We start from the raw sequence: 21,970 nt of genomic DNA, 5'->3' as shown, positions 1-21,970 counted from the left end.
CAATTACAAAAAATTGAATCACAAATTTAAAGGGGATGTTAAGCGAATGTTAATCACATTTTGTCATTTGCTTATCATATTTTACCCATTTCATCATAAGGATATGAAAGTGATAAGTATCGCTATAGGTATTTAGCAATATCTTATATATAGCCATTTTAATTGAGAATTTGACAAGAAATATCGACTATTGAAGTAACTTTTAACTTGTAATTATTGATTCATTAGAGAAATAAAACTGGCTCCCTCAAGTGCAAAACTGGCTGAGCCATCTTTCAGGTTAATGGTTTCAACCTTTTCAAAAGATTTATTTTTGTTAGTTACATACATGGTAAGTGAAGACAGTGTTTGTGGCAGTCCGCTTAGGTTGACCATGCGGGTAGCACCCATATTTACAATATGTATAGCATATTTTCCATTCTCATGATTTCCCATTGCGGCGACACGTATTCCTTTTTGACCCGATGTTACAGGAATATATTTTAGATCATCGGGTGTTTCTCCCAATTGCTTGAGGTTAAAAAATCGCTGTGTAGGATATAATTTGTCTTTTGTATTACCAAATATACCTCCTCCTGAAAGTGGAGAATAATCTGATGTAAGTTGCCACTGCAAAATAGTGAGAGGTCTAGCCTGATTAAGAATTTTCACATAAACATCTATCTCATCAAGCGCGTAAGTAGGTTCTTCAAAAATTTGAGGATATCTCCATGCGCCCGCATCAATACTTCCCTCGCCTATAAAAAGCGGTTTGTGAACACGATTGGCTATATCTCTCCATTTCATCATATTCTCATCTGTCCACCCTCTCCATGAATGAAATGATACTCCGCCAATGTACGGTTGTGTTTCAGGATCTACAGAAGCTAAAGTTGTAAACTCCCAGCCATTTGCATCTGCTGTATCTCCTAAAAGAAATTTTGTATCAAAACCATTAGACTCCCAGTATTTACCCAATTCCTTTATAAGCATGTTGTGTTCTTCAGGAGTCTGGCGGACATCAATACCTAAATCTGATTCGTTAAACGAAAACATTTTTGCTTCAACACCATACTCTTCTTTTAGATATTTGAGATAAGAAGTAAGTGATTTATAAATCGCTTCTTTTTTAGTTTGGTCAAGAGCATTTCCTCTTGAACCATCCAGATTTACTCCTCTTACCCGCTCGCCCACTATTGCCCAATCTGGGGCAAACCAGGCGGCAAGTATCACCGGGATGCCCATTTTATCAAGACGCTGCGCCATCTCAAGTGAAGCTTTTACTTTAGGATCAATATTCCCATTTTTCGCCTCAGCGATAGGATCTTTATTCTCGTCAGGCTGCCATTGTCTCCACGGAAGTTCTACACGGCTCCAGTTAACATCAAGGTTCTTAAGACTATAATCAATAACCTGCGGATCCATTTTAGGATTCTGCAGTCTAAAATTACCTCCTATTCCATCAAACGGCTCTCCTTCCTGATTAGGGAAAACTTTAATGGCGACGGGAGATTTGTCTATCTCACCGCTTGCTGTAATACTAAAGTTATTTGTAAAATTCTCATCAGCTGCAATTTTTCCGGAAGCAAGTACAAAATTGAGTTGAAAATCAGGATTTGCCGAATCTTTTGCTTTTATCAAAAGCTCTGTAGGTTTTTCAAAAGTGATTTCAAGTTTACGCGTAGATGAAGTCACAACAACACCTGTGGCTATTCCTTTATAAAGAGCTTCTTCTGCTGCCAGACCAAGATCTTTATATTTAAAATTATCGGGTGTTTTGACCTGAAAATCGGTCTCTGAGTCATAAAATTCGGTAGGCAGTGATACTCTAAAATAAGCTGCATTGATGACTGTGTCTACTTTTGACGAAAAAGAAACTGCCAATTGAGCTTGCCCTTCTTTTTGGGAAGTAATAACTTGAGACCAGCTTATGTTATCACCCATTCCGTAAGTAAAGCGCTTATCAGCCTCTGTACGCTTAAAATCGGTGTTTTGACCTTCTTTTCGAGTTGCCCAAATATTTCCATATTTATTTTCCAGCGCCAGACTGGTATTGAATTCCATCAACTGGTTATCAATTCTTATTCCTGTTAGGTTTCCCCAAGTTGTAAATTCTGTCTGTGCACTTACACCAGCAGAGGCCAACCCTATTACCGCAAACAATCCTAATATTACTATCTTTTTCATGCTATTTCTTGATGTGTAATTCATCTCTTGTAACAGTTTTCTCATAATTGTAAACATCTTTTACCGCTTGTGGAGTATTAGCTGTCTCAAGCCAATTAGACCAAACCATAAACCAAGACCATTTAGGCTGTGCTTCAAGCACATTTACCTTGGGTAACTGCCCTACTTCGCCCAATGCAATTGGCTTTCCATCTGCCAGTTCAAGAAGTTCATTGTAATCCTTCTGCTCATAATCATTGTGATAAACATCAGTTGCAAGAATATCTACATAATCTGCACCGGGATAAAAATCGGCATAAGGGTAAGCTTCATCTTCAGGAATATCTCGAGGGCCGTTGGCATTCCAGACCCAGATCAGGTTATTTAATTTGTGATAATTAACAAGGCGGTCGTACAGATTTTTCCACATCTTCACATAACCATCTTTACCCTTTTTATTTCCCCACCAGAACCAAACGCCATTCATCTCGTGGTAAGGCCTCCATAAAACCGGCACATGCGCGTCCTGTAAATCTTTTAAATGCGCTGCAACATTATCTACCTGTGCCAGCCATTTCTTGTATAGCGGTGTCCCGGGAGTTGTAAATTCCTCCCACTGTTCATCTGTAATCTCATCCTGCACACTTGTACTCCAGGCATAAGGTGCAGTATCCATAGGGCGACCCACGTGCCACATCAAAGTCACGATTGCTCCTTCTTCATGCTTTTTTATCGCTGCTGCAACAATGCGATCACCGGGATCATCCTGACCGTTCCAGTAAAAATCTGTTCCCCACACTGCCGGAAACTTTCCTCCTATTTCTTCGGCTTTATTGTAAAATTGCTCAGGGTGCTCATTATAGCTGTGCTGGCCAGCCATAATTCTGTCATTTAGTGAATAGATATATTGCAATAAGGATTTCGCTTCCGCGGAAGCGTTTTCATTTACAGGAGTTTGAGACCAGGCCAGCCCAGAAAGCAGAGCCAGAAATAATACAGCGATTAATTTCATAATATTAGTTGGTTAAAGTCTTATTGAGAAGTTGATCTGCTGCCAAAACCAGGAATATATAATCTGTTGTACCACCACCCAGAACATATTCGGTTTGCTGCCATAGATACGGCCATTCTAACAATTCAGGAAAATCTGGGCGAATAAGAGCAGTACCAGAACCTATACCTCCCGGAACAAAAGAAGCCGAACCACGATTAGGACCATAAGCCTGCGTAAGTGATCTTGACCCAACCCCGGAAGCAAACGAACTCGTATTTACACCGGGATGCACACCAAGCACAAAGTTCATCGCACTCAACATGTACTTATCTGGAAAAATATTAGGAAAGCTGGTATGCAAATAATACTGTTGAACGCCAAAACTTTGTATTCCCCAGCCTGCGCCCCAGATATCTGGTTTGTATGGCATGCCGTAAGGAGTTTCTGTACCTTCTTGCTCTACAGTTTTGTAATAACCTTTTACAGCTTCCTGCACCGCCTTTTTAAACTTATTGCTTTTTATTAAAGGCATTGCCGGACCTACAACCCAACCGGTGCGATTAATACTCTGAACGATCCCATCTTGATTTTGAGTAAGGAAATCTGCATATTTTTGATCTTGAGTCGTGCGTAATAATTCTACCGCCAGGCTGATTTTTGCCATGGGACGATCGGTTTTTGTGATATTCCAGATCTCTTCGGCTATATCAAGGCAATCCTGCGCCATACTATCATTATAATCTTTTAAAACTCTGGCTGCCGCTGCTAATCCCGCTGCTGCATTTAATTCTCTAAACGCGTTATCTTCTGTAAACACCCAGCGATCATCAGGAGCTCCCGGCAATCCTACGGGAATTTTCTTGTCTGCGCTATCATTTGAAAAAATCTTACCATCACTATGAGAAACAGCATCACCCAGCAACACATATTGACGCTTAGTGGGCACTATTATACCTCTGTAAAAACGGCCCATAGATTTGTAAGCACCCACAATAGATAAAACACCATGCTCTATTTGTTGCAAAACATCTGCTTTACCATCAGGCTGCATGATTTCTACCACACGCTCGTCTTCGTCAATACTTGTATTATCATATTGAACATCAAAAAGTTCGTAAATATGTGATAGACCTTGCACCGTCGAAGCTTGAGATTCTACACGCAGATCATAATCCCCGGCATCGTGCCAGCCACCTATATTTATTCCCGGCACATGTTCTCCAGATTTATATTTAGTCATAGTCTCATGCCCCTGAATATAGCCATCAAAGTGGTTGTAATCTGTGGGCGCCATTCTCGCGTCATCCATATGACAGAGGCCATGCCATACTTTATAGCGATCGTTTATACGCATGTGGCACATTTGCACCGGCAGAAAATATTCAACAGTGGGTTGCCAAACATCGCGCTCATATACATCTGCACTTATTTGAAAAGGTCTTGTTGTATAATCGCCGTATTTAACGACATACATGCCCGGCTCTTTTACATCTGTAAAATCGAGTTGATAATATTGATATCGCAGAAAATCGCCCCAATTGGCCAGTTTTTCGGTCTTAACGGGGGTAAAACCTCCTTCATTATTTACACGTAGCAGCTGTGCATCGCGCACGTTCTTATCATTTTTATCAGTTTCTATTACCGCAATTTTTTCCTGAGCGGGATGGTAACCTACTTGTGAAACCTGCACTACCGGACTATACAGAAAATCTTTGACCACGGTAGGAGTTACCAGCCATTCTATTGCATTTTTAGTCGCGCCAGCTGGCACAAGTGATCGCACTACAAACCAACCGTTACTATGTTGTGCACGGCCATCTATAAGTTGGAGATCATTCCCTTTTAAATTTTCAATTTTGAGTGTTTGCTTTTCATCTTCGGGAACAATCACAAGTTCTTTACCTTCTGCCATTGGCTCGATCTGAAACTCATGGTTGTCATCGTAAGCGCCGGGACCATTAGCCTGGGTGTTGAAAATTCCAAACTTATCATCCATATAATAAGACTTTCCAAAAAGTATACCCGGGAAGAGTTCTATGTTCATCCCTACTTTGCCAACCCATTCTTCGGGCAAAGGCTCATCCAGATCAATAATTATCTTAAAAGATTTCCCTTCCGGAACAACCTTTAATGTATAAGACATATTGAGGTCTGGATAAATTATGGGGTTAAATCCTTTTCTGTCTTTAGAGGCATCAGGATAAGACATACGTACACTTATCTCCTGCTTCTCTCTGTCTACCTCACGTTCTCCTACTTTAGGTACAGGTTGCCACTGCCCCGGTGTAGGCTCAAGTCGCAGGTCACCATTTGTAGCCACGCGTATTCCGTTTTGAATAAGACCCACACCGCCTTGATGACTTTCAGGATAAAAATCATGTGCCAGCATAACATCTGCACCGCGCATCTCAAGATATTCCTGATCGTTAATTTTAAAACCCTGAGATGTAGTGTCATTTTGAGCATAAGCACTTACAGCACCTATGAAGAATAATAGATAAAATTTGAGATTCATGGTTAGAATAAATTAGAATTTTTAAATCTAGGTTTTGGTTTGCAGGTTGACTTAATACTATTTTCTCTTTTTGCAGTATGATTTTTTCAACATATCATAAAATACGAGTATTCTACTATCTTTAGACTATCAAATACTAAATTCTATGCAAATTAAATTAAATCTTGTTGTTCTTCTAATTTTGGTCTTTACTGGTTGTAAGGAACATACAGAAGAAAAAACTGTTGAAGAAACACCTAAAGATAGTCTCATAACTGATCTGCGAACAGCGGCAAAAGATGACCTTCTTGATAAATGGTATCCACTCGCTATTGATAGTGTTGATGGGGGTTATTATAGCCAAATTATCTATGATTTTAAGCTGGGCGAAAAGCATGACAAAATGATTGTTACTCAAGCCAGAAATATCTGGACCAATGCAAGAGCAGCCCAACTTTTTCCCGACGAAAAGGAAAAGTACTTAAGCTACGCTGAACACGGTTTTAAATTTTTACGAGATAAAATGTGGGATAAAGAACATGGTGGTTTTTATAATCTGGTAAATAAACAAGGTGAACCCATTGCACAGGAAGGGCAGAATAAAACTGCCTACGGTAACTCTTTTGGCATTTACGGTCTTGCTACATATTATGCAGCTTCCGGAAATGAAGAGGCACTTGATCTGGCTAAAGAAACATTTAACTGGCTAGAAGAACACAGTCATGATCCTGAATATAAAGGTTATTATCAATCTCTTGAACTTGATGGCACGCCCATACAACGCACAGCAGATTTCCCTTCTACTTCAGATGTAGGTTATAAAGATCAAAACAGCTCGATACATTTACTAGAAGCTCTAACTGCTCTTTATGAAGTATGGCCAACAGAGATCGTAAAAGAACGTGTCAAGGAATTGCTGCTACTAGTTAGGGATACTATAACTACAGATAAAGGTTACATGACCTTATTTTTTGAAAAAGACTGGACACCGGTTTCTTTTAAAGGAGAATCTAAAGAAACTATCGCAGATCATTATTATCTGGACCACGTTTCCTTTGGTCACGATGTAGAAACGGCTTACTTAATGCTTGAAGCTTCTCACGCCATAGGAATCGAGAACGACACACTTACTTTACAAAAAGGGAAGATAATGGTAGACCACGCTCTACGCAATGGCTGGGATCCTGAAGTGGGTGGTTTTTATGATGGTGGTTATTATTATGAAGGTGATGATAAGATAACAATTGTAAATGCCGATAAGAACTGGTGGTCACAGGCAGAAGGTCTCAACAGTCTTTTACTTATGGAAGAAAATTTTCCTGATGACGAACTTGATTACCAAAACTACTTTGATAAGTTATGGAATTATACACAGACCTACCTCATGGATGATGAGCACGGCGGCTGGTACGAGTGGGGCATTGACAAAACACCTGAGTCTAAAATGGCCTTAAAGGGTCATATCTGGAAAGCTTCTTATCACAACTTTAGAGCGCTTATAAACTGCTTTGAACGATTAGAAAATCAGGAAAAATAGCCTCAAAATCGCATCTTAATCTGTCGATTTTAATATCAAAAGAGGGAGCCAAAATGGTTCCCTCTTTCTGTATCTGCCATTTTCACACTTATTAACGCCCAGTGTTAAACCCTTGCAAAATGAGATTTTCTTAAGACATTTTCGCTTTAGCTCTAGCTATCTTTATATAACTAAAAAAAACAAAAATTATGAAAACCACACTTGAAGAAGCAAAAGAAAGAAATCATGATGAGATCGTTTCAGATTTACAGGAATTGCTAGAGAAGAATTATGATGCAGAAAAAGGTTTTAAAAAAGCTATAGAAGACGCAAAAAATCCGAATCTGAAAGCATATCTTAAAAATCAAGCATTTACAAGGAACAGGTTTGCTACAGAAATTGATAAGATTTTACACGACCTTAATGAGCATCCTAAAGAAAGCGGAAGCACAGCAGGTACTTTACACAGAACGTGGATTGATATTAAAACCGCAGTAACTGGTCATAGTGACGAGTCAATTCTTGAAGAATGCATTCGTGGTGATAAAGCCAGTGTTGAAGAATATGAAGAGAAATTAAAAGATAATCGTTTTACGCCTGAGATCGCTTCTGTACTTCAAAAGCAACTGGCAGATATAAGACAAACATTGTCTACAACTAAATCATTAGAAAATTTAACCGAGCAGGTTAAATAAATTGTTAAGTCCCCTTAAGAAAAATCCTGAAGTTTAATTGCTTCAGGATTTTTTTATGCTTTGTTTTAAGTATACTATAAACCTCATGTCACCCTGTTCAGAAAGCTTTCTTGATAGATTCAGAAGTACATCAAAATGCTATTGGTTTATTAGTGCGATTCTGAAATGAATTCACAATGACGGCTTCGTGCTTTCATCACCCTGAACTAGTTTCAGGGTCACATAATCGTCTTAATATATTTAGGCATCATTCAGCTTAACTAGCGCTTCTTCCATATCAATACCGGTTTCCAGAACAGGAGTAAAAATATCACCGTGGGTTTTTAGCCTTTCCAGCATGGTTTTTATAGTAAAATTACCGATTTTCAGTCCGCTTTTTACTTCTTTCCATTCTAAAGGTGCAGAAACTGTCGCGCCGGGTTTAGGTCTTGCGCAATATGGGGATGCCAATGTTTGCCCTCTCCTATTTTGTAAATAATCAAGATAGATTTTTCCTTTTCTGTCTTTTACGGCTCGCGCCATAGAAGTTAGATCAGGCAGCATGTCGTGAATGTAATAACACAGAAGTTTGGTAAAATCGCGGGACTCTTCGTAGGTGTATTTCGCTTTAAGCGGAATATAAATATGCATTCCACTTGACCCTGAAGTTTTGCAGTAGCCCTTTATTCCCGCCAGATCTAATACTTCTTTAGTAGCCTGCGCTACAGTAATAATTTCTTCAAAAGTGTTTTTATCTGAAGGATCAAGATCTATAATTATATAGTCAGGATTTTCCAGATTTTGAATACGGGAATTCCACGGATTTATCTCTATACAACCCAAATTTGCCATATATAACAAGGTTGCTTCATTCTGACACAATAGGTAATTGATATCTTTTTTAGAAGATTCTGAGTAAACTTCAAAGGTTTCTATCCACTCTGGCAGCGTCTCATTATCTTTTTGATAAAATCCCTGACTTTTTATACCGTTAGGATGGCGATGCAAATTTTGCGGCCGGTCTTTTAAGTATGGTAAAATCACATCTGCCACATTGAGATAATAATCTATAAGATCATATTTTGTGTAACCAGCATCCGGCCAATAGATTTTTTCCAAATTACTTATGGGAACAATATGACCGTCTACTTCCAGATTTGAACCGCTTTTGAAATTTTCACCAGAATCTGAACTTTCAGGCTTTGCGGTTTTTGACGGAGTCACTTCATGTGGAGTTTTATCTGACCGAATACCTTTAAAAACAGGATGACGCATGATGCCGCTTTTTGTCCATTCTGAAAATTTTACTTCACAGATTAATTGCGGACTCACCCAATTGGGTTTTCGGCCCTTCAGATTTAATTTTTTATCGAAGGGATTTTCATCAATTTTCAATTTTGCGACTTGATCTAACAAAACCTGTTGCTCATCTGCAGACCAGCCCGAACCACAATTGCCTATGTAAGTCAACTTCCCTTCCTTGTACATGCCTAAAATGAGGGAACCAAAAATAGAGCCCCCGCCCACAGAATCTGTATAACCACAGATTATGGTTTCTTCAGTCTCTATTGCCTTTATTTTAAGCCATTTTTCACTTCTGTAACCAGGCGAATATGTAGAATCTGTTTTTTTAGCAATCACACCTTCCATACCGGCGTCAACGGCTCGTTTATAAAAAGCAGAACCCATACCTTCTATATGCTCGCAGTAGATCACTCTTTCCAGATCATCAATAACATCGGGAATGAGACTTTTTCGCTCCAGCAATTTAAGATCAAGCATGCTGTGGCCATTTAAATACAACATGTCAAAAACGTAGTAGCGCAAAGCACCGGGCGAGTTTTCATCATAATTTTGCAATGCCTGAAACTGCGGCAATCCTTCTTCATTAAGTACAACAATCTCACCATCTAAAATCACGTCATGCGGAATATGCTCCAGCTCATTAGCGATCTTTCTAAATTTTGTGTTGTATGAAATTCCGTTGCGGGAATATAGATTTACCCGTCCCTCTTTAATGTGCGCCATCACGCGGTAACCATCCCATTTGAGTTCATAAACCCAGTCAGGATCATTAAATATCTTTTTAGTTGCTGTTGCCAGCATAGGTTTTACAAATTCTTCCGGGTCGAGTTTTTTGACCTTTCCAGCCGATTTTTTAGTGCTTTCAGGAGATTTTTCTGCGAAAACCTCAGCATCATAATCAAGATCTGTAGAGAAAGAATCTTTCTTTTTAATGAGCAGCCAGTGATTGTCTGCATCGCGCCGCTTGGTATGAACCAGCGCAAATATGCCATTTATCTTTTTTCCGAAGAATTCAATCTTGAGATCACCTTTATCAAATTGCTTTAAAAGATCTGGCTCTTCAGAATTAGGAGTAACACGATAAGTCCCTTCATCCCAGATCTTCATAACTCCGGCGCCATAATTTCCTTTTGGGATCGAGCCGTGAAAAGTGAGATATTTTACCGGGTGATCTTCAGTTTGTACTGCGAGACGCTTGTCATTAGGATTAAGAGAAGGACCTTTTGGCACAGCCCAGCTTTTTAGAACACCGTCCATCTCAAGTCTAAGATCATAGTGCAACCTTCTCGCCTGATGCCGTTGTATTACAAAACGACCGGCATTGTCATCACTGATCTCTGCCTGGGGTTCTGGTGTATTTTTAAAATCGCGTTTCTTGTTATATTCCTCAAGAGCCATTTTTTAGGAAGCTTTACCCGTCTTTTTCTTTTCGAGACTGGCTTTAAGTTGAGCCATAAGATCTTTAGCCGGAGTAGGTTTACTCTCAAATTTCTCCGATTTTGGTGCCTTTCCGGTCGATTTTGCATCGATTATCTTCATTAATTGGTCAATATAGACATCTTTAAATTTGGCAAAATCAAATTTCTCAGTGTATTGTTCTATCAAAGAAACGGCCATGTCTACCTCTTTTTTAGAAACTTTCGCCTCGGGCAATTTAAGTTCGCCGGGATCGCGTATCTCATCAGAAAATCTAATAATATGCAAAACAAGAGCGTCTTTATAAACACCCACTAGCGCTAAATGCTCCTTTTGACGCATGACAAAAGTAGCCACGCCCAGTTTTTTTGTTTTCTTAAGCGCATCGCGCAACAGGTTGTAAGACTTACCACCTTCTTTTTGAGGCTCAAGAAAGTAAGGTTTTTTAAAAAGAACGTCTGCAACTTCGCTTTCTTCAATAAACTCTTCTATGTCTATAGTTTTGCTCTTTTTCATGTTGGCCTGATCAAAATCTTCATCTTCAAGAATCACATAGCCATCATCTTTCTTAAACCCCTTTACAATGTCCTTCCACTCTACTTCTTTACCCGTATTTTCATTCACACGCTTATAGCGAATGTGAGCATTATCATGTTTGTCTAGCATATCAAGATCAAGCTTGCGATCTTCTGATCCTGAGTACATTTTTATAGGTATAGAAACAAGACCAAAACTTATAGAACCATTCCAGATTGAGCGCATATATCATGTAGTTTAAAAATCAAATTACAAAAAAGCCCAGTAGAGCTTTACGGTATTAATTTAATTTTAAGAGTTTAAATAGCATTCTTATTAAATGACTGGATATGAACTATATAAAAATATAAACTTCTAAAAAACTATTTAACAATATGTTAAAATTTCAGGACATACTCTTAATATTTCTTAATTTCAACCAAGACTTGAATTACTACTTCTTTAAACTAAATAAAAATTCACCCATCATGCCAAGTTATAACTTAAATGTAAATGGAGAATCGCTTTCTGTAGATGTTGCAGAAGATACACCAATGCTGTGGGTATTAAGAGATCATCTTGATCTTGTAGGTACCAAATATGGTTGCGGGATAGGACAATGTGGGGCTTGTACTGTGCATGCTGACGGTGTAGCTACACGTAGTTGCCTCTTGCCTGTTTCTGCCGTAGAAGATACAAAAATTACAACCATAGAAGGTTTATCTGAAGATGGTTCTCACCCTGTACAAGAAGCGTGGAAAGAAATTGATGTACCGCAATGCGGTTACTGCCAGGCCGGGCAAATCATGACGGCTTCGGCTTTTTTAAAAGAAAACCCGGCTCCTTCTGAAGATGAGATACGTACAGCCATGCAAGGCAATATTTGCAGATGTGCAACTTATAATCGCATAGAAAAAGCGGTTTCAGTAGCAGCTAAAAACTTAGGTTAATCCCAATTAAAAATTTGAAGAAAATGGCAACCATGACATCAAAATACGACAGACGCTCATTTATGAAAGTCTCGGGACTGGTAAGCGGCGGGATCTTAATAGGATTTAACCTTTTTACTGCGTGTAAAGAAAAGGCAGAAGTACCGGTTGATATCGCTCAACTCGATTTTAAAGACTTTAATGCATTTATAAAAATTGCAGATAATGGTGCAGTGACAATTTTCTCACCAAACCCAGAAATTGGTCAGGGTGTGAAAACTGCAATGCCTATGATCATCGCAGAAGAACTAGACGTACCCTGGAAAAATGTTTATGTAGAGCAGGCACCGCTGGATACTAAAAATTTCACGAGACAGGTAGCCGGTGGTAGTCAATCTATACGTGCAGGCTGGGATGCTTTGAGACAAACAGGAGCTACAGCCAGACAAATGCTTATTAATGCTGCTGCTGCGAAATGGGATATAGACTCATCAGAATGTACAACTCTTGATGGCTTTGTTATTTCGCCGAATGGTACAAAATTAGGCTATGGCGAACTAGTAACTGATGCGGCGCAACTTGAAGTACCAGAAGAAGTAACACTTAAAGAGCCCAAAGATTTTAAAATAATAGGTACCGATACTAAAAATGTAGATATAGATAAAATCGTTACAGGAAAACCACTTTACGGCTACGATTATAAAGAAGACGGGATGGTGATAGCTTCTGTAATGCGCCCACCCGCTTTTGGTAAAAAGCTTGAATCTTTTGATGATTCAGATGCTCGCGCAGTAGATGGTGTTGTTGATGTTATCAGGTTTGATGATAAAATTGCCGTGCTTGCAAAAGACACCTGGTCTGCCATGAAAGGTAAACGTGCTTTACAGGCAAATTATGTTGTAGACAGCAAACTTGAAAGTTCTGAAGAACACGACAAAATTCTTACCGGTCTATTAGATGGTAAAGAATTTAATACTATGCGTAAAGACGGTGATATTAATAAAGCTTTCGCGGAAGCTGATCAGGTTTTAGAACGTACTTACGAAGCACCATTCTTACCGCACAACTGTATGGAACCTATGAATTTTTTTGCAAATGTAACTGCAGATAAAATTCACCTTGTTGGGCCAATACAAACGCCAGAAGGCACTGCTAATGGTGTTGCTGAAAAACTGGGACGAGATATAAATGATGTTCATCTTGAGATGACTCGTATGGGAGGCGGTTTTGGTCGTCGCCTATATGGGGATTTTGTGATGGAAGCAGCACAGATTTCAGATCTGGCTAAAAAACCAGTAAAGGTTGTTTTTAGTCGTGAAGATGATATGACTGCCGGAACTTACAGACCTTCTACAAAATACAGATTTAAAGCTTCTGTAAAAGATGGAAAAATAACCGGTTATCACTTAAAAGAGGCCGCTATTAACTCTAATATGTATGGGTTGATACCTAACTTCTTCCCTGCCGGTTGTATAGAAAACTATCAGGTAGATGTGGCTAAATATGATAGTAATATTAGCACAGGTGCCTGGCGAGCACCTTATACAAACTTTTTAGCTTACGCCGAACAAAGCTTTTTTGACGAACTTTCTGAAGTGATGAATGTAGATCGCGTGCAAATGCGTCTTGATCTGCTTCAAAAAGTGAAAGGCACAACAGACGAGCGCATACAATACTCACCAGAGCGTATGGAAGATGTTATTAATACGGTAGTAGACAAATCTGGCTGGGGTAAACAGGAAGACGGTGTTTATCAGGGTTTTTGTGCATATTACTGCCACAATACGCATGTAGCCGAAGTTGCAGATGTTGTACTTGAAGGTGGCCAGCCTGTGGTTAAAAAAGTTACTTGTGTTGTAGACTGCGGTATAGTTGTAAACCCGTTAGGTGCTTTAAACCAGATAGAAGGTGGTATTGTAGACGGGATAGGTCATTCTATGTACAGTGACTTCACTTTTAAAGACGGGCAACCAGATTCTAGTAATTACGGGACTTATAGATTAATACGCATGCAGGAAGCGCCCAAAGTAGAAACACATTTTATACAAAATGAACTTTCTCCTACAGGTTTGGGTGAACCGGCTTTGCCTGCTGCAGGAGCGGCTGTAGCTAATGCTATTAAAGCGGCGACAGGACAACGCCTGTACAAGCAACCATTCACAAAATATATGAAGGTGAAAGAATTAATAGGTTAATTCGCTAAATTTTAACAATCATTCTAAACAGAGATAATTTACTTCGTGTATTTATCTCTGTTTTTGCTAATAACTATGACCCACGAATTCAAAAAAATCGTTGAGAATTATATAAAAACCCGCGAGAAAGGCTTAAAATCGGTACTTGCTACTGTCGTTAAACTCGATGGTTCCTCATACAGACGCCCCGGTGTACGCATGCTTATAAGTGAAGACGGGCAAATGACAGGTGCGGTAAGTGGCGGTTGCGTAGAGAAAGAAGTGCTTAGACAGGCACAAAGTGTTTTTAGCGATAGTGTTCCTAAAATGATGACTTACGATGGCAGGTATAGACTGGGTTGTGAAGGAATTTTATATATTTTGCTTGAGCCTTTCTCTGTAGATGATAATTTTATAACAGCCTTTAAAAGCAATTTAAAAAGCAGAGCGCCTTTTACTATAAAGTCATATTTCGCTTTAAGCGAAAACAACACCGCTTCAATGGGGTCTGTTATTCAATTTAAAAATGATAGTATCCTGCCGTTTTCTGCCCGTTTTGCCCCGAAAATTGACCCTAAAAAGGAGGTTTTTGAACAGGAAATGTCACCAGCATTTAAATTAATAATTATTGGTGCAGAGCATGATGCGGTTCAGCTTTGTATTACAGCGGCTCAATTGGGCTGGGAAGTAACAATTGTTTCTTCACCTAAAGACCCAAAAACAATAGTCAACTTCCCCGGAGCAGAAGAAATTTTAAACGTTATTCCCGAAGAATTACCTACTTCAAAAATCGATGAAGAGACAGCAATTATTCTCATGAACCATAATTATGCTCTTGATCTTAAATTTCTTACCTTTCTAAAAGACACTTTACCCGCTTATATTGGTCTTTTAGGTCCATCACGACGCAGAGAAAAATTATTAAACGAGTTTATGGAATATTGCCCTGAGGTCAGTTTTGATTTCTTTGACCGCGTTCATGGTCCTTCAGGTTTAAACATAGGAGCAGAAACACCACAAGAAATCGCTGTTTCTATAGTTTCAGAGATTCTTGCTACAATAAGAAAACAAGATCCTATCGCATTAAAAGATAAAAGCGGAGCGATACATACTTAATTCAGGAGTTTTGAAGAAAATAGCAGCACTGGTCGTTGCGGCAGGTTCATCCAGCCGCATGGGTTCAAAACAAGAACCTCAGGACAGATCTGTGAACTATAAATCTGAAAGCACTTCTCTGCAAGACAAATCTAAGGCTATTAAAAGCTATGGAGGAATCAAGCAATTATTGCCGTGGGGTTCTACAAATCTATTAGGACATGCTATAGATCAGGCGCTTGCTGCCAATGTTGAGGAGGTTGTGGTTGTGCTGGGAGCTCGTTACGCTTTTATAGAACCTACTATTCGTGATAAAAACGTAAAAGTTTTACACCATGAAAGCTGGGAAAATGGTTTAGGTTCTTCAATTGCTTATGGTGTAAATTTTATTTATAGGGAGCGAGAATCTAACGCTGTTCTCATCACTCTGGCAGATCAACCCTTAATAGACACAGCATATTTAAATAGTCTTATTAGCCATGAAATTGAAAACCCCAAGCAAATAATAGCCACAAAATACCCAAATAAAATAGGTGTGCCAGCTTTATTTCCTAAAAAGTATTTTAAAGACCTTATTAAGCTGGATAAGGATTATGGTGCTAAACACATTCTGAATAATGCAGAAGAAAATGTGCTGGTAATTGATGCTAAAGAGCGCATTGCAGATATTGACACGCCTGAAGATTATGAGAAATTAAAAGGTTGCCAGAAGTAATTATCGCTTAAAACTCCTTGATAAAAGACGGATGAATATCGCGATAACAGCTATTTTCTAATTTCATTCGTCTACACTTTTCTACCATCCACCGACACTTAATCCCGATTTTATCGATTTAAAACCTGTTTTTGAGCATTTAGAGGCACTTTTGTACACACTCAACTACAACCTTATTTTTAAAAGTGCCATGAATAACAACCTGTCTATTCTTCTCATTGAAGATGATATGATCGAGATTATGAAACTCAACCGTACTATAAATTCGCTTGGGCTTCAACACAAAATCACAGAAGCTAACAATGGTGAAGAAGCTCTTGAAATACTTGCGCGCAAAGACAGATTACCAGACATCATATTTCTTGATCTTAATATGCCAAAGATAAACGGACTCGAGTTTTTGAAAATCCTAAAAGCAGATGAAGTTCTGCGTTACATACCTACAATAGTTTTAACCACATCTGCTAATCACAAAGATGTGCACGCGTGTTATAAAGTAGGAATTGCCGGTTATGTTATCAAGCCCTTGAAATATGAAGATTACGTACAAAAAATAAAACATGTATTGAATTACTGGAGCATTAATGAACTAATTAAGGGATAGATGAAAGGCATAGTTTTTACAGAATTCCTTGAGATGGTAGAAGAGCAATATGGCTTGCAAACCGTTGATTATATTATTAGTCATTCCCGGTTAAAATCACAGGGTATCTATTCTGCGATAGGGACATATGATTTTATAGAAATGCAGACTTTAATAGGTCAGCTAAGCGAAAAAATCAATATTCCGGCAGATGATTTGATCTATACGTATGGGTTATATTTTTTTAAAGCGCTTACCTACCATCACCCAACGGTATTTCGCAGCTATAGCGATCCTTTTGAATTTCTCGCTTCTATAGAAAACCACATTCATGTACAGGTACGCAAGATCTATCCCGGTGCAGAACTACCGTCTTTCAGTATCTTAAGTCAGGATCATAACAAGATGGAAATGGTATATTCATCAGATAGAGCTATGTATATGTTTGCCAAAGCATTGATGGAAAAAAGTTTTGAATATTACGGTAAAAAAGCACATATTGAGCTAATTAAATTAAACGAAAGAGGCACCCAAGTCAAATTCATGATTTCTACTATTCAATGCAACAATCAGAACAAATCCATATCTTAGAACGAGCACTTGCGCGTGAGAAGGAAGCACGTAAAGCAGCTGAGCACATTCTGGAGCAGAAATCTACAGAGCTTTACGAGCTTTCTCTTGCTTTACAGAGTTCTAATGATAGATTAAAAGAATTACTTTCTGAAAAAACCTCTGAACTTGAGGGTGTTTTTATTAATATTTCAGATGCGTATGTTGTAATAGATCTTAATGGCAACGTACTTAAAATGAATGACACGGCAATAAAAATGCTGGGTTACAATCACAATCTGGAGCTTATAAACCTCAACGATTTAGTAAAAAAGGAATTCAAGGAGTATACGCGGCTGGCCTTTAAAAAACTTGTTGAAGAAGGTCATTTTTCTAACTATCAAGCTCATATTATCACAAAATCTGGCGCTGAAAAAACCGTACAGATCAATGCCAGCATAATACACAATAAGGAAGGAGCACCAATTGCTGCTCAAGGTATTGCCCGAGACATCACACAGGAAACCAGATTAAAGCAGGAGCTGGAAGAGCAAAAAAAACAATTAAACATTATTGTTGAGAATTCACCCATTGGTATCGCTCTTTCTGATGAAAATGAGACCGGTCTTGTGATGGTCAACAATGCGCTTTGTAACATGTTAGGCTACGATAAAGATGAGTTTAAAGATCTACAAGTTCAGGATCTTACGCATCCTGACGATATTGAGATTTCTGCCGTAAACCGAGACAAACTATATAAAGGTGAATCTGATACATTTACTCTAGAGAAGAGATATATCACAAAACATAAAAACGTAGTATGGGCAAAAACTTCGGTAACGGCGGTAAGAGAAAAATCGGGTAAAATAAAATACCAGCTTGGTACTATAGAAGATGTTACGAAAGAGAAACTGGCGAAAGATAAATTACGAGAATCAGAGAACAGGCTTTCTACCATAATTGTAAACCTGCAAACAGGAATACTCTTAGAAGATGAAAACGGAAGGGTTCTGCTTACAAATACACAGTTCTGCCATTATTTTAACCTGAAAGCCAGTCCTGACGATTTAAAAAATTCAGACTGTACCTGCAACGCTGATCAAATTAAATATTTTTATGCTGATCCTGAGCAATTTTTATTTCGTGTAAACGAGCTTATACAAAACAAAGAAATCGTTATTGCTGAAGAATTAGAACTCGCAGATGGAAGATTTTTTGAGCGAAGTTTTATTCCATTACATAATGAGGGTATCTATAAAGGTCACTTGTGGAGTTATGAAGATGTGACGATAAAGAAAAATCACAAAGAAAATCTTAGAGCTCAAAAAGACAAATACAGCGGCATAATTGCCAATATGAATTTGGGGCTTGTTGAGCAGGATAACGCTAACAATGTGCTGCTTGTAAACCAGAGTTTTTGTGATATTACTGGTTATAACGAGAGTGAATTACTTGGCCAGAATATTAGAAAAATGTTGCTTGGTGGCAACGTAAAAGACGTACCATCTCAGGTAATAGATGACACCTGGGAAGTAGAAATAATCACCAAGTCTAAAGCCATAAAACGCTTACTTGTTAGTAAAACCTTAAATTATGATGTCAATAATAATGTTATAGGCTCAACGGGAATCTGCCTTGATATAACAGAGCAGAAAAATCTTGAGCTGCAAAAAGAAGCGCTCTTACAAAGTCTTGAACTTCAAAACGAGCAGCTTAATGATTACGCGCACATTGTGTCTCATGACCTTAAATCACCTTTACGCAGTATCTCTGCATTACTAAGCTGGACAAAAGAAGACTTTAAAGATCAATTAGGCATTGAAGGTCTTAAAAACCTAAATCTTGTAGAAGACAAAGTAGAAAAGATGGACTCTCTCATTGAAAATATTCTTGAATATTCAAGTATTGACAAAAGCAATCTCAATGACACAGAGCTCGATCTAAACCTGTTGATAACTAACATTCAGGATATGATCTACGTGCCAGATCATATTGAGATTAGTATCGAGAATCGCTTGCCTATTATCACTGCAGATGCGACCAGAATACAACAATTGTTTCAAAATCTAATTACTAACGCAGTTAAGCATATAGATAAGCCTAAAGGCGAAATTAAAATAGATCATACGCAGGATGAAAATCACTACACATTTTCCATTCAGGATAATGGAGTAGGAATCCCTGCTGAATACCACGAGAAAATATTTAAAATGTTCAATTCACTAAGCACCACAGAAAAATCAACCGGAATTGGTTTGAGCATTGTGAAAAAAGTGATTGAGCTATATGAGGGAGAAATTTGGTTAGAAAGCGAAGTAAACGTTGGCACCACCTTCTTTTTTACTCTAAAACGATAGATAATGAAAATTGTACAAGCACAACGCACAGAAAGCACAGGATGGGATTATCTCACCGGAAAACAGCAATTGAATAATCCGCTGGTTTTTGTGTTTGCAAACCGGTTTTTATTAAAAGATAAGTCGATTATTGAAAATATACGTCAGGAATTTCCGTATCAACATCTCATTTTCGGCTCTACTTCCGGCGAAATTATAGGCCAGAATGTAACCGAAAATTCAGTTTCTGTTACAGCAGTAGAATTTGAAAAAAGCTCATTTGTCGCAAAAAGAGCAAATATCCTTGAGCACGACAACAACGCGCACGCTCTGGGTATCGAACTCATAAATGAAATCCCCAAAGAAGATCTGAAACACGTTTTTGTAATTTCTGAAGGTAGCTTTGTAAATGGCAGTTCGTTGATTGATGGTATAGAATCTGGTATTGACGATACAATTGCATTAACCGGCGGGATGTGCGGTGATGACGCAAGATTTGAAAAAACACTCGCTTCTTATCAGGAAGATCCTAAAGAAGGAGAGGTGATCGCTATAGGATTTTACGGTGCTTCACTTGAAATCTCGTTTGCCAGTTACGGCGGCTGGATTCCTTTTGGCCCTGAGCGTACCATAACAAGATCTGAGGGGAATATTCTCTATGAACTCGATAATGTACCTGCGCTCGATATTTATTCTAAATATTTAGGTGATAAAGCTGCAGAATTACCTCAGGCATCTCTGTTCTACCCACTAAACGTTACTGCTAGCGGTAAAAAACATCCGGTTGTACGCACAATTCTCAATATAGATAAAGAAAATAATTCTATGAACCTTGCGGGTGACGTACCATTAAATGCTAAAGTACAGCTTATGATGGCATCTGTAGATGGTATCGCCACAGGTGCCTACGAGGCCGCAAAACTGGCAATTAAGAACAGAAAACAACCCGCAGACTTGGCAATACTTGTAAGCTGCATTGGCAGAAAACTTGTGATGGATCAACGTGTAGAAGAAGAAATAGAAGAAGTAATTGAGGTTATAGGTCAGAACGCCAGCGTAAGTGGCTTTTATTCTTATGGAGAAATGGCACCTTACCAGGGTGAACGCGCCTGCGAATTGCACAACCAGACAATGACCCTAACTTTAATAAGCGAATAGTGAACTCTCTCCTCCAAAGACAAATAAAGAAATTTGTAACTGCAAAGAATATAGACATTGCACCTTTAAGTGAATTTTTACAAGCGATTGACAGGTCGTATGATAATTATGAAAATCACCTGAGCATGTCTCAAAGGGCGATGAAGATAAGTTCCGACGAACTTTTTGAAGCCAATACCAAATTGAGAGAAGAAGCAGAAAGTCAGAAAAAGATAATAGACAGCCTTACTCACGTTGTAAAAACGCTTAATCTAAAATCGCCTAAAAATGAGCACAAATCGCTCGAAGTGGTCGATTTATCGACCTTTATAGAAGAGCAGTCTAACGAGATATTACGCATAGATAAACAGCGGGAAGAACTGCTCAAAAACCTGGAGCGAAAGAACCAGGTACTTTCAGACTACGCACACATGGTATCGCACGATCTCAAATCACCGTTGCGAAGCATAGACTCCCTCGTTAACTGGATTATGGAAGATAACCGCGATCTAATTAATGAAGAGTGCAGCACACAATTCAACCTAATTTTAAAGAATGTTGAGAAAATGGATGGCCTTATTACCGGCATTCTCAATTACTCGACCATAGACCAGGCAGAACTGAGTACTTATAATGTAGACACCCAGCATTTAGTTACAGAAGTAGTGCAGATTTTGTATGCGCCGGCACATATTAATATTGAGATAGATAATAATCTTCCGGTAATAAATGGTGATAAATTTCGTTTACAGCAACTCTTTCAGAACCTGATTCAAAATGCTATAAAAAGTATAGATAAAACTCAGGGCGAAATACACATTGGTGTAAAAGAAAGAGAATACAAATGGGAGTTTTTTATTAAAGACAATGGTAAAGGCATATCAACACAGCATTATAAAAAGATCTTCCAAATTTTTGAAAAAATAGACGGTGATCAAAACTCAACGGGTATAGGTCTCTCAATTGTAAGAAAGATAATTGACTTTTACGACGGCGACATTTGGCTAAAAAGTGAACCAGAAAAAGGAACCACGTTTTATTTTACGTTACCTAAAAACGATTAATGACAGAGCAGCCCAATATAGAAATGATCAGGCAAATGTCTGGTGGCGACGTTTCTTTTGAAGAAAAAATGATCGAGATCATACAACGAGAATTGCCTAAAGAGATCACTTTATACCATGAACACCTCAAAAATGCCGATTATCTTACTGCGGCAAAAGATGTTCATAAGCTTAAACATAAAATAAGTATTTTGGGACTTGAAAAAAGTTACAAGCTCGCAGTTGATTATGAGAACCAACTAAAAGAAAAGGAATCTTCACTTTCAGACACTTTTGAAGACATTCTTAAAAACATGTTAGGTTATATAAATACATTTTAAAATATAAA

17 protein-coding genes are annotated in these 21,970 nt (G+C 38.4%); 12 read left to right on the top strand and 5 right to left on the bottom strand.

Annotation, left to right across the window (positions count from 1 at the left end):
• Positions 1 to 213: 213 nt before the first annotated feature.
• Genes ACH3PA_RS13050 through ACH3PA_RS13040 form a run of 3 tightly spaced genes read right to left on the bottom strand, consistent with a single transcriptional unit; the run spans position 214 to position 5,654 of the window.
• Positions 214 to 2,166, bottom strand: a complete 1,953-nt coding sequence (locus ACH3PA_RS13050; RefSeq protein WP_416448227.1) for a hypothetical protein — start codon at positions 2,164 to 2,166, stop codon at positions 214 to 216.
• Position 2,167: 1 nt separating this feature from the next.
• A complete protein-coding gene (locus ACH3PA_RS13045) occupies positions 2,168 to 3,157 on the bottom strand; it encodes a glycosyl hydrolase (RefSeq protein ID WP_416443503.1) in 990 nt (329 codons plus the stop codon).
• 4 nt (positions 3,158 to 3,161) lie between these two features.
• A complete protein-coding gene (locus ACH3PA_RS13040) occupies positions 3,162 to 5,654 on the bottom strand; it encodes a glycoside hydrolase family 9 protein (RefSeq protein WP_416443505.1) in 2,493 nt (830 codons plus the stop codon).
• A 145-nt stretch (positions 5,655 to 5,799) separates the two neighbouring features.
• Between ACH3PA_RS13040 and ACH3PA_RS13035 the strand changes: the two genes are divergently transcribed.
• Positions 5,800 to 7,170, top strand: coding sequence for an AGE family epimerase/isomerase (locus tag ACH3PA_RS13035; RefSeq protein ID WP_416443507.1), 1,371 nt, complete (start codon positions 5,800 to 5,802; stop codon positions 7,168 to 7,170).
• A 188-nt stretch (positions 7,171 to 7,358) separates the two neighbouring features.
• A complete protein-coding gene (locus ACH3PA_RS13030; RefSeq protein WP_416443509.1) occupies positions 7,359 to 7,844 on the top strand; it encodes a ferritin-like domain-containing protein in 486 nt (161 codons plus the stop codon).
• 240 nt (positions 7,845 to 8,084) lie between these two features.
• Here ACH3PA_RS13030 and ligD read toward each other — a convergent pair whose 3' ends face one another.
• The gene (gene ligD / locus ACH3PA_RS13025) at positions 8,085 to 10,526 is read right to left on the bottom strand and encodes a DNA ligase D (RefSeq protein ID WP_416448226.1); all 2,442 of its coding nucleotides are present in this window, start codon (positions 10,524 to 10,526) and stop codon (positions 8,085 to 8,087) included.
• Positions 10,527 to 10,529: 3 nt separating this feature from the next.
• Positions 10,530 to 11,306 carry a Ku protein gene (locus ACH3PA_RS13020; RefSeq protein WP_416443513.1) on the bottom strand — a complete coding sequence of 259 codons (777 nt, stop codon included), beginning with the start codon at positions 11,304 to 11,306 and terminating at the stop codon, positions 10,530 to 10,532.
• A 242-nt stretch (positions 11,307 to 11,548) separates the two neighbouring features.
• Between ACH3PA_RS13020 and ACH3PA_RS13015 the strand changes: the two genes are divergently transcribed.
• The 10 genes from ACH3PA_RS13015 (at position 11,549) to ACH3PA_RS12970 (ending at position 21,962) form a co-directional block, all read left to right on the top strand.
• Positions 11,549 to 12,010 carry a (2Fe-2S)-binding protein gene (locus ACH3PA_RS13015; RefSeq protein WP_416443515.1) on the top strand — a complete coding sequence of 154 codons (462 nt, stop codon included), beginning with the start codon at positions 11,549 to 11,551 and terminating at the stop codon, positions 12,008 to 12,010.
• A gap of 23 nt (positions 12,011 to 12,033) precedes the next feature.
• Positions 12,034 to 14,184 carry a molybdopterin cofactor-binding domain-containing protein gene (locus ACH3PA_RS13010; protein WP_416448225.1) on the top strand — a complete coding sequence of 717 codons (2,151 nt, stop codon included), beginning with the start codon at positions 12,034 to 12,036 and terminating at the stop codon, positions 14,182 to 14,184.
• A 75-nt stretch (positions 14,185 to 14,259) separates the two neighbouring features.
• The gene (locus tag ACH3PA_RS13005) at positions 14,260 to 15,279 is read left to right on the top strand and encodes an XdhC family protein (RefSeq protein ID WP_416448224.1); all 1,020 of its coding nucleotides are present in this window, start codon (positions 14,260 to 14,262) and stop codon (positions 15,277 to 15,279) included.
• A gap of 10 nt (positions 15,280 to 15,289) precedes the next feature.
• Positions 15,290 to 15,973 carry a nucleotidyltransferase family protein gene (locus ACH3PA_RS13000; protein WP_416448223.1) on the top strand — a complete coding sequence of 228 codons (684 nt, stop codon included), beginning with the start codon at positions 15,290 to 15,292 and terminating at the stop codon, positions 15,971 to 15,973.
• Positions 15,974 to 16,163: 190 nt separating this feature from the next.
• Positions 16,164 to 16,577 (top strand): response regulator, encoded by a 414-nt coding sequence (locus tag ACH3PA_RS12995; RefSeq protein WP_416443523.1) that lies wholly within the window; start codon positions 16,164 to 16,166, stop codon positions 16,575 to 16,577.
• Positions 16,578 to 17,147 carry a heme NO-binding domain-containing protein gene (locus ACH3PA_RS12990; RefSeq protein WP_416448222.1) on the top strand — a complete coding sequence of 190 codons (570 nt, stop codon included), beginning with the start codon at positions 16,578 to 16,580 and terminating at the stop codon, positions 17,145 to 17,147.
• Positions 17,117 to 19,462 (top strand): PAS domain S-box protein, encoded by a 2,346-nt coding sequence (locus tag ACH3PA_RS12985; protein WP_416448221.1) that lies wholly within the window; start codon positions 17,117 to 17,119, stop codon positions 19,460 to 19,462. The genes ACH3PA_RS12990 and ACH3PA_RS12985 overlap by 31 nt, the downstream gene beginning before the upstream one ends.
• 3 nt (positions 19,463 to 19,465) lie before the next feature.
• Complete coding sequence (locus ACH3PA_RS12980) at positions 19,466 to 20,599, top strand: FIST signal transduction protein (protein ID WP_416448220.1); 1,134 nt, start codon at positions 19,466 to 19,468, stop codon at positions 20,597 to 20,599.
• Positions 20,599 to 21,642 carry a sensor histidine kinase gene (locus tag ACH3PA_RS12975; protein ID WP_416448219.1) on the top strand — a complete coding sequence of 348 codons (1,044 nt, stop codon included), beginning with the start codon at positions 20,599 to 20,601 and terminating at the stop codon, positions 21,640 to 21,642. The genes ACH3PA_RS12980 and ACH3PA_RS12975 overlap by 1 nt, the downstream gene beginning before the upstream one ends.
• Complete coding sequence (locus ACH3PA_RS12970; RefSeq protein ID WP_416448218.1) at positions 21,642 to 21,962, top strand: Hpt domain-containing protein; 321 nt, start codon at positions 21,642 to 21,644, stop codon at positions 21,960 to 21,962. Before ACH3PA_RS12975 ends, ACH3PA_RS12970 begins: the two co-directional genes overlap by 1 nt.
• The last annotated feature ends 8 nt before the right edge of the window (positions 21,963 to 21,970 follow it).

Origin of the sequence: Leeuwenhoekiella sp. A2 (assembly GCF_047946655.1) — a bacterium.
Lineage (GTDB): Bacteria > Bacteroidota > Bacteroidia > Flavobacteriales > Flavobacteriaceae > Leeuwenhoekiella.
Note: the sequence above shows the minus strand (reverse complement) of the source record. Positions and strands in the feature narration are given on the sequence as shown.